Annotated in this window: 10 protein-coding genes; 2 read left to right on the plus strand and 8 right to left on the minus strand. The window is 64.7% G+C overall.

The genetic code is table 11. The annotated features are described in order from the left end of the window. Window positions 1-3 precede the first annotated feature (3 nt). Window positions 4-2,118, minus strand: a complete 2,115-nt coding sequence (locus SBA_RS01295; RefSeq protein WP_261935629.1) for a TonB-dependent siderophore receptor — start codon at window positions 2,116-2,118, stop codon at window positions 4-6. Between the two features lie 211 nt (window positions 2,119-2,329). Between SBA_RS01295 and SBA_RS01300 the strand changes: the two genes are divergently transcribed. Then, window positions 2,330-2,620: a hypothetical protein gene (locus tag SBA_RS01300; protein WP_261935630.1), complete on the plus strand. Its 291-nt coding sequence runs from the start codon at window positions 2,330-2,332 to the stop codon at window positions 2,618-2,620. A gap of 13 nt (window positions 2,621-2,633) precedes the next feature. Here the strand turns inward: SBA_RS01300 and SBA_RS01305 are convergent, their stop codons facing one another. From SBA_RS01305 to SBA_RS01335, 7 genes are all read right to left on the minus strand, one after another. Beyond that, window positions 2,634-3,683: an NADP(H)-dependent aldo-keto reductase gene (locus tag SBA_RS01305; RefSeq protein ID WP_261935631.1), complete on the minus strand. Its 1,050-nt coding sequence runs from the start codon at window positions 3,681-3,683 to the stop codon at window positions 2,634-2,636. Between the two features lie 106 nt (window positions 3,684-3,789). After that, on the minus strand, window positions 3,790-4,041 hold the full coding sequence (locus tag SBA_RS01310) for a hypothetical protein (RefSeq protein WP_261935632.1): 252 nt from the start codon (window positions 4,039-4,041) through the stop codon (window positions 3,790-3,792). A 28-nt stretch (window positions 4,042-4,069) separates the two neighbouring features. Further along, window positions 4,070-4,393: a PilZ domain-containing protein gene (locus tag SBA_RS01315; protein WP_261935633.1), complete on the minus strand. Its 324-nt coding sequence runs from the start codon at window positions 4,391-4,393 to the stop codon at window positions 4,070-4,072. Window positions 4,394-4,479: 86 nt separating this feature from the next. Continuing rightward, window positions 4,480-5,199, minus strand: coding sequence for a class I SAM-dependent methyltransferase (locus tag SBA_RS01320; RefSeq protein ID WP_261935634.1), 720 nt, complete (start codon window positions 5,197-5,199; stop codon window positions 4,480-4,482). Further along, window positions 5,199-6,326 (minus strand): peptide chain release factor 2, encoded by a 1,128-nt coding sequence (gene prfB / locus SBA_RS01325; protein ID WP_261935635.1) that lies wholly within the window; start codon window positions 6,324-6,326, stop codon window positions 5,199-5,201. The genes SBA_RS01320 and prfB overlap by 1 nt, the downstream gene beginning before the upstream one ends. Before the next feature lie 336 nt (window positions 6,327-6,662). Beyond that, on the minus strand, window positions 6,663-9,200 hold the full coding sequence (locus SBA_RS01330; protein WP_261935636.1) for a penicillin-binding protein 1A: 2,538 nt from the start codon (window positions 9,198-9,200) through the stop codon (window positions 6,663-6,665). Window positions 9,201-9,373: 173 nt separating this feature from the next. Continuing rightward, window positions 9,374-10,654: an N-acetylmuramoyl-L-alanine amidase gene (locus SBA_RS01335; protein WP_261935637.1), complete on the minus strand. Its 1,281-nt coding sequence runs from the start codon at window positions 10,652-10,654 to the stop codon at window positions 9,374-9,376. 522 nt (window positions 10,655-11,176) lie between these two features. On the opposite strand from SBA_RS01335, the gene SBA_RS01340 reads away from it, so the two are divergent. After that, a complete protein-coding gene (locus tag SBA_RS01340; protein ID WP_261935638.1) occupies window positions 11,177-13,939 on the plus strand; it encodes an Rne/Rng family ribonuclease in 2,763 nt (920 codons plus the stop codon). Window positions 13,940-14,073 lie beyond the last annotated feature (134 nt).

Consider the following 14,073-nt stretch of genomic DNA (forward strand, 5'->3'; position numbering starts at 1 on the left):
CCGTCAGAAACGGAAACCGACCGTGCCCATCACGTTGCGCGGCGCGCCGACGAAACAGTCGCCCCGCGCCAGGCAGGACGCATAATAATGGTTGTTGAGCAGGTTGGTGGCGTTCAGCGCGAGGCGCCAGCTGTTCCAGTTGATCTCCGCCAGCGCATCGACCGTGGTGCGCGACGGCGTGACGATCGTATATAGCGCGCCGACAGGAATGGCGGCATTGAATCCATAGGGATCGACAAGACCGGTCGAGACGCTCTTGCCACTATATACGACGCCGCCGCCGAGACGCAGTTGAGCCTCGCCGGAAAGGCCGAACGTCTTGGTCGACCAGACCGACGCCGTATGACGCGGCATATAGTCGAGGCTCGTGTTGGTTTCCGACTTCAGCTTCGAATAGCCATAATTGGCCAGCAGTTCGAAATTGCCTGGCAGGGTATGGCTGGCCTCGATCTCGAACCCCTTGGTGCTGAGCACCCCGGACTGAGTGGTAGAATCATTGGCGCCATACAGGACGCGGTTGCGCTCCTTGATCTTGAACATCGTGGCTGTGACCAACGTGCCGGCGGCCGGCTGCCACTTCACGCCCGCCTCATATTGGGTGCCGGTCTGTGGGCGGTAGGCATCGCTCGGAATACCGCCTGGCAGTTGAATTCTACCCGCAACCGGCAGGAAGCTTTCGGTATAGCTGAAAAAGGGCGAGATGCCGGCGCCGATTTCGCCGATGATGCCGGCGCGGAACGTGGTGGCATTATCCTTTTGGCCCGATGAGCCGGTCACATGGTCGCGACGGGCGCCCAGCACGACCGAGACGCGATCGTAGAAACGGATCTGGTCCTGGACGTAAACTCCAAGCTGTTTTTGCGTTTCCGCGGTGAACGGACCGGTAGCGTCATAGGTTTGAAGCGCATCATAGTCGATGTCGTAGAGATCAACGATTTCGCTGCCGTAAACAGTCCGCTTGGCCACCTTGTTCCAGCTATAGTCGATGCCAACAAGCAGCTTGTGTTCGATATTGGCGCCGGTGTTGAAATTGACCTGGAGATTGTTGTCGGTCGAGAAGACGTTCATTCGCGCATCGCTGGCGCTGGCGGTCAGGCCGATCGTGCGCCCATCCGTACCATAGACCGAGAAGGGATCCTGCGGATTGGAATAGCTGTCGGCATAATGGGTGTTATATGCCAGGTCGCTGTCGATATAGCGGGCCTTCAGGCTGAGCTTGATAGCATCGGAAAAGCGGTGCGTGATGGAGCCGCCGCCCTGCAGCGAGCGACCGGCATAGCGGTCCCAGCCCGCCTTGCCGACGAAGGTGTAGCGCCCAAGCTGCTCGCCTGCGACCGTGTTGGGGCGGAAGGTGCCGACGATCGGCAGGAATTGCGAGGTCGATCCGCTATCGTCCTCCTGATAGAGGCCGGTCAGCACGATGTCGGTGTCGGGCGTCGGCTGCCAGCGGATCGACGGCGCAAACATCACGCGGTCGTCGGGCACATGATCGACATAGGTGTCGGCGTCGCGAGCGCGGCCGACGAAGCGGACCGCCAGGTTATCGGCCAGCGCGACATTGACGTCGCCCAGGACTTCCTTGCGGTCATAGCTGCCATAGACGAGGTTCAGCTCGCCGCCGGTGCGGAACTCCGGCGTCTTGGAGACGAGGTTGACGAGGCCGCCGATCGATCCCTGGCCGAACAGAACGGAGGCCGGACCGCGCAGGATTTCGACGCGCGAGAAATTATAGGGGTCCGACGTGACGCTGGCATAATAGCTAAAAATGTCGCGCATGCCGTCGCGGAACTGGAGCGCGTCCAGGCCGCGCACGTTGAAGCCGTCCACCCGCGTATCGCGGCCATAGGGATTGGCCAGCACGCCGGCAGCATATTTGACCGTGTCGGAGATGCTGATCGCGCCCTGCGACAGATATTGTTCCGACGTAATAACCTTGATCGGCTGGGGCAGTTCGACCAGCGCGGTGTCGGTCTTCGAGCCGGTCGTGGCTGCGGTGACGATGATGCTGTCCTGCATCTGATCCGCCGCTGCGACGGCGGCTCCGTCCGCGGCATGAGCCACCGTATGGCACAACGCCATGCCCGCTGCGCTGCCCAGCGCGATCCATTTTACCTTCATTCCAACGCCCCTTATTCGTGATTCGATTGGCTCGCGGCGTATAGATAATGCGACATATTATCAATAGCATGATGTGATATTGGCGCGAAATCGCGCTTGACGCGCTTTCCATCGCGCGCAGTCGCACTTCACCCCTTTCCTACAAGGCGTAATGAACTCAATGGCTTGTAACGCGTTATGGGGGAGTGACGGCGGGGAATGGAGGCAGGCGATGGCGATTTCTGTGCGTTTCCCCGACGGCAGCTGGCGTGACGTTCCCAGCGAATTGCGCCCCATCGATCCCGTAACGACCGGCATGAAGAGCCGCTTTCGCCATGTCCCCGTCAACTGCGATCCGCAATGGCGCTATCTGCGTGTCGCCTCGATCTGGCACGCGCGTCCGCGCCGTGGCAGTTTGGCGATCCTCACCCCTTCCGTCGACGACTGGTGGCTCGGCATAGCGGCGATGGCGGACACCCCCGCTTCCTCGGACAAGGAATCCCATTCGCCACGCGCCGCCTGACGATAGACTCTCGTCAGGGACAGGGATCGGGCAGCACGCGATGCACCGTTTCGATCGCCGCCAGTTGCTCATCGGTCAGGCGGATGGCCGCGCTCGAGATATCGACCCGTAACTGCTCCAGGCTGGTCGCGCCAATGATCGTCGATGTGACGAAGGGCTGGGCATGGACGAAAGCCAGTGCGAGCGTCGCCGGGTCCAGGCCGAAGGCATGGGCGACCGCCACATAGCGGGCGCTGGCGACCGGCTGGTTGGGCAGGTCGTAGCGCACGAACTGGCGCGACACGTCGCGGCGCGAACCCGGCGGAATGACCCCGCCCAGATATTTGCCGGTCAGATTGCCGCCCGCCAGCGGCGAATAGGCGAGCAGCCCCACATCCTCGCGCAGGGCGAATTCGGACAGGCCGATCTCGAAGATTCGATTGAGCAGGTTGTAGGCGTTCTGGATCGACGCCACCCTCGGCAACCCCTGATCGCGCGCAAGCCGCAGATATTCGCCCAGCCCCCAGGGCGTCTCGTTGGATACGCCGACGTGGCGGATCTTGCCGGCCTGGACCAGGTCGGCCAGCGCCTCCAGCGTCTCCTGGATCGGCACCGTGTCGGGACCGTCGGCCAGCGCACCCAGGCCGCGCGCGCCGAAGGACGGCACCGGCCGGTCGGGCCAATGCACCTGATACAGATCGATATAATCCGTCTTCAACCGCTTCAGGCTGTCATCGACCGCCTGATGGATATTGCGGCGATCCAGCCGGTTGTCGCCGCCCCGAAATTGGCGGATCGGATCGCGCGACGGCCCCGCCACCTTGGTCGCCAGGATGATGTCGTCGCGCTTCCTGCGCCCGGCGATCCAGTTGCCGATATAGGTTTCGGTCAAAAATTGCGTGTCCGCGCTGACCGGCGTCACCGGATAGGCTTCGGCCGTATCGATGAAGTTGACGCCCTCGCCGATCGCATAATCCAGCTGGGCGTGCGCCTCCGCCTCGCTATTTTGCGATCCCCAGGTCATGGTGCCCAGACAGATCAGGCTGACCTTCAGGTCGGTGCGGCCGAGCGTGCGATATTCCATGCGATCCTCTCGAAGCTATTGGGTTGCGTCTTACCGACGGGCTGGCGGAAGGAAAGAGGGTCGCAGGCGCTTCACCAAAACTCATCGACCTATGAGGCAGGCAGGGTCAGCCCTGTTCGGTCAATTCCATGAAGTTGCGCGCCGCGTCCCGGTCCGTCGCATCCTCGAACACGACATCCAGGTCGGGCGCATCGCCAAGCAGGAACAGCAGCGACCAGAGCGCGAACCGCCGCCCGCGATCCTCCTCCAGCCCCAGGTCGACGCGCATCCGCTCGATCCCGGATTCCATCGCCGCGGCAGGCAGGCTATCGATCTCGGTCGTCCCGAAATAGCGCTGGAGCTGATCGTCGAAATGCATCGCTGCCGACCCTACAGCAGCCAGCCCCTCAGGAGCAAGCCGCGCCGCCGCCGTCGAGCATCGCGCGCAAGGCCGTTTCGGGCAGCGGCACGTCGAACCGCACGCCAAAGCGCTTGGCCCGCACCCATATGACATGCGCAACCGCCGCCAAGTCTTGGAATTCGATGATGACGCCATCGCCGATCCGCGGCGGCCGTTCGGCGTGGAGCAACGCGCCCGACACCGACAGGTCCAGCATATGGGCGCGCCGAAGCACGCCCGCATGGCGCAGCGCCAAGGGTTCGAACAGCTTGTGCCGCGCAGCACCCCGCTGTCGCATGTCCAATGCCGTGAAAGACCCTCGATCGGTCATGCCGCAGCCTCCCTGGATGATCTTTACGCCATCGGGCTATGCCGGCTTCTCAACAAGCAACATTAGGCAAAAATTAACCCTGCGGTTCAGCCCTGAAAGGCGCAGGGGACGATGCTGGCCGGGTCGGGCCGCGCGGCGATGCGCCGGAACCGGGCCAGATAGCCGCCCGCGGTCGGTTTCGGGATCACCTGCTCCATGCGGAATCCCATCGCCGCCAGTTCGCAGGCCAGCAGGCGCGGCGGCGTGCCATGCTGGTCGGTCGGCCGGTTGGCATCGACCACGATCAGTTCGCCGTCCTTCTTCAACGCCGGACTCATGTGCCACAGAAAGGCATAGGGTTCGCCAATCTCATGATACATATGGACCATCAATATGCGGTCGAAGCTGTTCTCCGGCAGCTTGGGGTCTTCCGGCGCGCCCAGCTTCACGCTGACATTATCCCATTTCTCGCGGGTGATGCGGCGCGACAGCGCCTCGATCACCTCGGGCATGATATCCTCCGCCAGGACGCGACCCTTGTCGCCCACCCGTCTGGCGAGACGCACGGTATAATAGCCCTCGCCTGCGCCGATATCCGCGACGGTCATGCCGGGGCGGATGCCCGCCCGGTCCATGATATCTTCCGCCTCGTTGACCCGGTCGCGCGCTTCCTCGCTCGACCAGCGGGTCGACACGATCGGGGCCACCGGCCGATCGGCCTGCGGAAAGGGTGCCGCCGCGGCGGAGCGATGCGAATCCTTGCCGCCGCCAATCTGGTCGCAGGCGGCCAGCAGGACAAGCATGCCCGCCATGACCGCCCGGATCATCAGTCCACATCCTCCACATCGACCTTCTCGCCCGTCACCTTCTGCGACAGGGCAGCGGCCATGAACGGGTCGAGCGCGCCGTCCAGCACATCGTCGGGCGCGGTGGAGGTAACGCCGGTGCGCAGATCCTTCACCAACTGATAAGGCTGGAGCACATAGGAGCGGATCTGGTGGCCCCAGCCGATTTCGGTCTTGGCCTGATAGTCGGTATTGGCCGCTTCTTCGCGCTTGCGCAGTTCGGCTTCGTACAGGCGCGCCTTCAGCATGTTCATCGCGGTGGCGCGGTTCTTGTGCTGCGACCGGTCATTCTGCGATGCGACGATAATGCCCGACGGGACGTGGGTGATGCGGACCGCCGAATCGGTGGTGTTGACGTGCTGACCGCCCGCGCCCGATGCGCGATAGGTGTCGATCTTGAGGTCGGATTCCTTGACCTCAATATCGATATTGTCATCGATCACCGGATAGACCCACACCGACGAGAAGCTGGTGTGGCGACGGGCCGCGCTGTCATAGGGGCTGATGCGGACCAGACGGTGGACGCCGCTTTCGGTCTTGGCATAGCCATAGGCGTTCTCGCCCTTGATCAGGAAGGTGGCCGACTTGATGCCCGCGGTTTCGCCGGCCTGATAATCGACCAGTTCCACCTTGTAGCCGCGCCGTTCGGCCCAGCGGCGATACATGCGGGAGAGGATTTCGGCCCAGTCCTGGCTTTCGGTCCCGCCAGCCCCTGCATGGATTTCCAGATAGGTGTCGCTGGCATCGGCCTCGCCGGCGAGCAGCGCCTTGATCTTGTCCTCGTCCGCCCGGTCGGCCAGCGCCTTGAGCGACGCGATGGCTTCGGAAACCATTTCCTCGTCGCCCTCGGCCTCGGCCATTTCGATCAGTTCGGCATTGTCGGTCTTGCCGCTCTCGATCGCACGGGTGGCGCCGATCGCGCTTTCCAGCCGGGTGCGCTCGCGCATCACCTCCTGCGCCAGCTTCGCATTGTCCCACAGGGTCGGGTCCTCGACACGCGCATTCAGCTCGTCCAGCCGGCGCAGCGCGCGGTCCCAGTCGAGGAAGCGGCGCAGCAGGTCCAGCGCGGCGTCGATACGATCGATATATTGCTGCGCTTCGGCGCGCATGGGGAGTCTCCGGATATTGGCTGGCGCGTTAACGCATCAAGCGACCGCCCCTATCCCAGCGCAGAAGGATTGGAAAGATTCAATCCTCCCCTGGAAGGGGAGGTGGCAGCCCGAAGGGCTGACGGAGGGGTAGCTTGCATCACTCAGCCAATGTCAGCGGGAGTTGAACATCCCTTGAGCAACAGCCCCTCGATATTGTTCATCAGTATAGCCGGGGCATCTACGCCGCAGTTCGTCAATCAAACCCTGATCATTGGCCAATTGACCGATAGCGTCCCGCACCTCGACGCACAAATCATATGCCGCAGAAGTTAGAAGACTATCCATGATGCCCCCTCAATAAATCCCGCCCTGCCCTTCCAGGAAATCGGCATCGTTGCGCTGGCGGGCACGGCCCGTCACCGCCCTGGCGGCGGCGACCTTGGCCTGTTCCTCCGCTTCCTCCTTGCGGATCGTGCGGCGCGGTTCGGATTCGGGCTTGAACGCTTCCCAGATGACCGCGGCCTTCGGCTCGCTGGTCGGCCAGGCGCCATAGACGCGCTTGCCCGACCGGCGGTCGATCGCAACCATGCGCACGCCCGCCGGGGCGACGAAGGGCGTCTTGGGCATGGTTTCCAGGATCGGCGCCATCGCCGCCTTCCAGATTGGCGCGGCGATGCGGCCGCCCTGCGCCCAGCCGCCCAGGCTGCGCGGCTGGTCGTAGCCGATATAGACGCCGGCGACGAGATCGGGCGATCCGCCCACGAACCAGACGTTGGTCGGGCCGTTGGTGGTGCCGGTCTTGCCGAACAGCGGCCGGCCGAGATCGGCCAGCACGGTGGCGGTGCCGCGCTGGACCACGCCTTCGGCGATGTGGACGACCTGATAGGCGGTCATCGGGTTCATCACCTGCTTGCCCTCCATGCCAAAGCGGGGCATCGGCTTGCCGTCCCAGTTCGCCATGTTGCAGCCGTCGCAGGCGCGCCAGCGCTCCGGCCAGATCACTTTGCCGCGCCTGTCCTGCACATAATCCATGACCTTGGGCGGGAATTGCCGTCCCTGGTTGGCGAGCGCGGCATAGGCGTTGACCATCCGTTCCACCGTCGTCTCGCCCGCGCCCAAAGCGAAGGAGAGATAGGGCTGATAGTCGCCGATCCCCATATTCTTGATGGTGCGCACGACCCGGTCCATGCCGGTCTGGCTGGCGGCGCGCACGGTCATCAGGTTGCGCGACTGCTCCACGCCCCAGCGCATCGTCTGCGGCCCGGCGCTGCCGCCGGAGAAGTTGCGGAAGCATTTCTGACCGAGGCCCGCGCCCTGATAGACGCACAAGGGGCCATCGACGATGATCGACGCCGGGGTCATGCCATTGTCGAGCGCGGCGGCATAGACGAACGGCTTGATGGTCGATCCCGGCTGGCGCAGCGCCTGCGTCGCGCGATTATAGGAGGACAGGCGCGAATCGAAGCCGCCCTGCATCGCGCGGATGCGACCCGAATGGACCTCTTCGGCGACCATGCCGCCCGACACTTCGGGGATAGAGCGCAGCGCCCAGCTCGATCCGTTGCGCGCCACGACGATCAGGTCGCCGGGCTTCATCGCGGAAAAGGCAGGCCCGCCGACCTTGCGATAGGGCATTTGCGCCGATGCAGCGGGCAGCGTGCCGGTGCTGCCGTCGGCAAAGCCGATCTGCGCGTCGGACGAGGTCCGGCTGATGATGACGGCGACGCGCCATTGCGCATAATCGACGTCGATATAGCTGGCCGCCAGTTCGCGTTCCCAGCCATTGTCGACATTGATGTGGCCAACCGGACCGGACCAGCCGCGTCCGGCGTCGAAGCGGAGCAGGCCGTTGCGCAGCGCGGTGGCCACGCTGTCCTGCACCACCGGATCATAGGGGCTGCGCACCCACAGGCCGCCGGCATAGACGCTGTTGGGGCCATCATCGGCCTTTTCGCCGAACAGGCCGATCAGGCGACGGCGCACCTCCTCCATATAATAGCCGCCGGCGCGGGCGTCGAAGCTGGAGCCATGGGCGGCCACGGTGCCGAGCGGCTGGGCCTGCGCGGCCGAACGCTGGGCCGCCGTGATCCAGCCATTTTTCTCCATCTCGCCCAGCGCCCAGTTGCGCCGGTCGAGCGCGCGGGCATGGCCGCTTTCGCTTTCGGGGCGGTAATTGGCCGGCCCCTTGGGCAGGATGGCGAGATAGGCCATTTCAGGCAGGGTCAGGTCGGCGACATCCTTGTCGAAATAGGCGCGCGCGGCCGCCTGCACGCCGTAAGCGTTGCGGCCGAGGAAAATCTGGTTGAGATAGAGTTCGAGTATCTGCTGCTTGCTCAGCACATTTTCCATGCGGTAGGCGAGGATCATCTCCTTCACCTTGCGCGTGGGCGAATATTCATCGCCGATCAGCAGGTTCTTGGCCACCTGCTGGGTGATGGTGGAGCCGCCGCGCGCGCGCTGGCCCGACCCCAGCTTGCTGGCATAATCGACCACCGCGCCGGCGAAGCCGGGAATATCCACGCCATGATGTTCGAAGAAGGTCTTGTCCTCCGCCGCCAGATAGGCGCGGATCAGCAGCGGCGGATAATCGCTATATTGGAGCTGGACGCGGCGCTCGCGGGCATAGCTGTGCACCGGCTGGCCGTTGATATCGCGCACGATGGTGGGCAGCGGCGGTTCATATTCCAGCAGCGTCGCCGCATCGGGCAGGCCGCGCGCGAAGATGAGCCAGAACAGGGCGCAGAACAGCGCGAAGCCGCCCAGCAGGATCGACGTCCAGCGGAACCAGCGGCGTTGCCACAAGGGACGCAGACGGCCGAAAAAGCCCCCCGCGTCGCGGCGCAGGCGATAGGCGAAGGACGACGGGGCGGGTTCGGAACGGGCCTCTTCCATAGGGAAGAGGCTCTAGGGTCAAATTATCGCCAAGACCAGTGGGCATGACGCGATCCGCCGCAACTCTTGCCCAAACCGAACCCACCTCCGTTCGCCCTGAGCCTGTCGAAGGGCGCGCGCAACGCCCTTCGACAGGCTCAGGGCGAACGGTTTTTGCACTTTTATGGCTGCGTTCAGCCGCCAGCCGCCCCGTCACGCATCGCCAGCTTGCGGGCGAAATGCACCTCGATCGCGCGGGCGACGCCGCGGGCGATCTTGCCCTGCCCCTCGCGCGAGGAAAGGAAGGCGCTGTCGTCGGCGTTGCTGACATAGCCGGTTTCGAACAGGATCGACGGCGTGTCCGGCGCTTTCAGGACCATCAACGATGCGAAGCGGTGATAGGCGCTGCGGAACGGTACATAGGGCGCCGCCTCCCGCTGCAACAGCCGCGCAAAGTTGGCCGATATGTTCATCGATTCGCGCTGAGTCAGGTCGATCAGGATGGACGAGACGTCGCCCGACTGGCCGCCCAGATTGACGCCGTTGATGATGTCCGCCTTATTTTCCCGCGCCGCCAGCCGTGCCGCTTCGCGATCGGACGCCGTTTCCGACAGCGTATAGACGGTCGCACCATGGGCTTCGGTATTTTCTGCCGCATCGGCATGGATCGAGATGAACAGGTCCGCGCCCAGCTTGCGGGCGATGCCATAACGTTCCTGCAGCACCAGGAATTTATCGTCGTCGCGGGTCAGCGCCACGCGCACCCGGCCGGACTTGACCAACTGATCGCGAATCGCCTGGGCGATGGCCAGCGTCACGTCTTTCTCGCGCTTGCCATTTTCCTTGTTGATCGCGCCGGGATCATGGCCGCCATGACCTGCGTCGATCACCACCAGCGGCCGGGCGCCGTCATGCGCCCCCTCCACCTGCGGCAGCGAAACGCCGCGCGCCGCGGCGGGGATCGGCACGGTGATCGAATGGATGCGCTTTTGCGGACGCGCCGCCATGTCGGCAGGGCCGTCGAAGCGCGTGCGCCCCTTGCCCACTTCGGCGCGGAACCGGCTGTCGCTCACGCCCTGTAGCGAGAAGCTGAGCGACTTTCCGTCCTGCGCCAGCCGCGCATTGCCCAGCGTCGCCGGGGTGGAGAGGTCCAGCACCACGCGGGCCGTGTCGCCGCTCAACTGGCCCTGGCGCACGGCGGCGATGGCGCCGTTGCCCGGCGTGAACCGTCCCCTGCCCATTTGCGCGCCGTTGATGTCGAGCGCGATGCGGCGCGGCGAATCCAGCAGAAAGGCCGAAGCCCCGTCCACGCGGTCGTCGAAGCGCACGACGACGGTGTCATCCTGCACGTCCACGCCGGATATGCCGCCGGCGCTGCCGGGGACCGCCATCAATATCGTGCCTGCCAGGGCAATGCTTTGGAGCATACGCCGCTTGTGCGACGCGCGCCTGTCGGCCGTCCAGCCAAATTTCATTTGGGCTAATCCGTTCAGCGTCCCCACGCTAAATTCCGGATTAAGCATCGCTCCTTGTGGCCCGGTAAAATGAGAAGGTTAACTCGTCCTTCACGATGAATAGAGCATCGATAGCCCGACCGGCGGACACGGCATTATATTTCAGGCGGCCGTTGCCCCGTCGGTATTTGACTGCTACCCATTCATATTCCTGAAAGACTTGCCGATATCATGGCAGCCTTGCGGGGCAATGAGACAGGCACCGGCGGAGGCAGCATTTGCCCCCCGCAGTGTCGCAAACAGGTTGACGCTGCATGAGGCATGATTTCCATTCCACGCTTGCCCCGGTCACGGGCGATGCGGCGTGGATGGTCCGGCCCGGCGATTTGTCCGGCCCTGCCGACGCAGCAGACGCGCATAATTTCCTTCAAACCTGGACGATGCCGACATCCGCGCCCTTAACGGAGCGCGCCCGGCCGTCCCTTCACTATCGCGTGGCGGCGCGGCCCTGTGCCGCAGCCCGTCCACGCCGGAGATATATAAATGACAATGCGTATGCTGATCGACGCGCGCCACCGGGAAGAGACCCGGGTCGCGGTCGTCAAGGGTAACCGGATCGAGGAGTTCGACTTCGAGTCCGCAGAGCACAAGCAGCTCAAGGGCAATATCTATCTGGCCAAGGTTACCCGCGTGGAGCCGTCGCTCCAGGCGGCGTTCGTCGATTATGGCGGCAACCGCCACGGCTTCCTTGCTTTCAGCGAGATTCATCCGGATTATTACCAGATCCCGCGCGAGGACCGCGAGGCTCTGTTGCGCGAAGAACGCGCCCACGCCGAGGAAGAGGCCGCGCTGCGCGCCGATTTCGACGATGACGACGAAGACCATGACCATGGCCCGGCCGAAGGCGGCGTCGAATATGTCGAGGCGACCCATCATCATGACGATGAAGAGCCGGGCGAAGACGCCGAACAGGCCGAGGGCGAAGCCGGCAACGACGGGGCCAATGGCGATCGCGGCGGCCGTCGCGGTGGACGCGGTCGTGGCCGCGGCGGTGACGAAGCCGCCGACGAACTGCGTCGCAAGCGCATGGCGCTGCGCCGTCGCTACAAGATCCAGGACGTCATCAAGCGCCGCCAGGTGCTGCTGGTCCAGGTCGTCAAGGAAGAGCGCGGCAACAAGGGCGCGGCGCTGACCACCTATTTGTCGCTGGCCGGCCGCTATTGCGTGCTGATGCCCAACACCAGCCATGGCGGCGGCATTTCGCGCAAGATCAGTAATGCGGCCGACCGCAAGCGATTGAAGTCGATCATCGCCGAAATGGCGCTGCCCTCCTCGATGGGCTGCATCGTCCGCACCGCCGGCCTCCAGCGGACCAAGCCGGAGATCAAGCGCGACTTCGACTATCTCGCCCGCCTGTGGGATGAGATTCGCGAAAAGACGCTGAAAGCCGCAGCGCCCGAGCTGATCCACAACGACAGCGACCTCATCAAGCGCGCGATCCGCGATATCTATAACAAGGATATCGAGGAAGTGATCGTCGAGGGCGAGCATGGCTACAAGGCCGCCAAGGACTTCATGCGCCTGCTGATGCCCAGCCATGCCCGGCGGGTGAAGCAATATGCCGATCCGGTGTCGCTGTTCCAGCGCGCCAGCGTCGAAGAGCAACTGGCGGCGATGTACAACCCCGTCGTGCAGCTCAAGTCCGGCGGCTATCTGGTCATCAACCCGACCGAAGCGCTGGTGTCGATCGACATCAACTCGGGCCGGTCGACCCGCGAACATGGTATCGAGCAGACCGCCGTCGCCACCAACCTGGAAGCCGCGCGCGAAATCGCGCGCCAGTTGCGCCTGCGCGACATGGCCGGTCTGGTCGTTATCGACTTCATCGACATGGAGGTGAACTCCAACATCCGCAAGGTCGAGAAGGCGATGAAGGAGGCGCTGAAGGACGATCGCGCCCGCATCCAGGTCGGCCGCATCTCCGGCTTCGGCCTGATGGAAATGAGCCGGCAGCGCCTGCGCACCGGCGTGCTGGAAGCATCGACCCGCCAGTGCCCGCATTGCGAAGGCACGGGCCTGGTCCGCACCGCATCGTCGGCGGGCCTGGGCGCGCTGCGGATGCTGGAAGAAGAAGCGGCGCGTGGTCGCGGTAGCCTCATCACCCTGCGCGCCAGCCAGGAAGCGGCCTTCTACGTCCTCAACAACAAGCGCGCCGAACTGGACGAGATCGAGCAGCGCTATGGCGTGCGCATCGAAATCCTGCCCGATGGCGAGATCGAGGGCGCGCGCATGTCGGTAGAGGCCAGCGGCCCACGGCCCGAACGTGTCGTGACCTATGCGCCGCTGCCGGAAGAGGACGACGATCTGGACGTCATCGAGGAGGAAGAGGAAGAGGTCGAGGAGGCCGAAGCCGAAACCGAAACCGAGCGTGAAGAACGGAGCGATCGCAGCGACCGCGGAGACGAAGATCGTGACGGCGGCCGTCGCCGTCGCCGTCGCCGTCGCCGTCGCGGCGGCCAGCGAGAGGATAATCGCGCCGAGGAAGACGCCAGCGAGAATGGCGATGCGGAAGCCGAGGGTGAAGACGAAGCCGTCGCGACAGCCGAAGACGCGACCGAGGCATCGGCGCCAGCCGCCGCCGCGGGTGATGACGAGGATGGCGGCGCGCGTCGCCGCGGTCGTCGCGGTCGCCGTGGTGGTCGCCGTCGCCGCGAAGGCGGGGAAGGCAGCGAGGACGTTGCAACCGTCGAAGCGGAAGCTGGCGAACCGGCGGAAGCGGTTGCCGCAGCAGTCGAGCCGGTCGTCGAAGCCGTGGTCGAGGCGGCGCCCGCCGAAGAGGCGCCCAAGACCCGTCGTCGCCCCCGCGCCCGCAAGCCCAAGGCGGATGTCGAGCCGGTAGCCGAAGCGGACGAACCCGTGGTCGAGCCTGTGGCGGAAGCCGCCGCCGAACCCGCGCCGGTCGACGCCGCTGCCGAGGAGGCGCCGGCCAAGCCCAAGCGCACCCGTCGCAAAAAGCCCGTCGCCGATGCTGCGGAAGCGGATGTCGTTACGCAGGAAACCGCGCCTGCCGTCGAGGCTCCCGCTGCCGAGGAAGCGCCGGCCAAGCCCAAGCGCACCCGTCGCAAGAAGCCCATCGTCGCGGATGCAGAGGTCGAGGCCGCTGCACCCGCCGTCGAAACGGTGGCGCAAGCGGCCGCGCCGCAAGCCTCCGTTGCCGAAACCGCCGACGCCGCCAATGGCGAAGACGGCGTAGGCGAGGATGGCGAACCCCGCCGTGGCTGGTGGCAACGCACCTTCGGCCAATAAGGCCGGACTTAGGCTGTTATGAACAAGCGCCGCTGTCCATCCGGTCCCGACCGGTGCGCAGCGGCGCTTTTCGTTGCCCCCTCCCTCTTCACGGCAGGTTCAGGCCGACCTTGGCACGAAGCCGCCGTGACGGT

It is taken from the genome of Sphingomonas bisphenolicum, assembly GCF_024349785.1.
GTDB lineage: Bacteria > Pseudomonadota > Alphaproteobacteria > Sphingomonadales > Sphingomonadaceae > Sphingobium > Sphingobium bisphenolicum.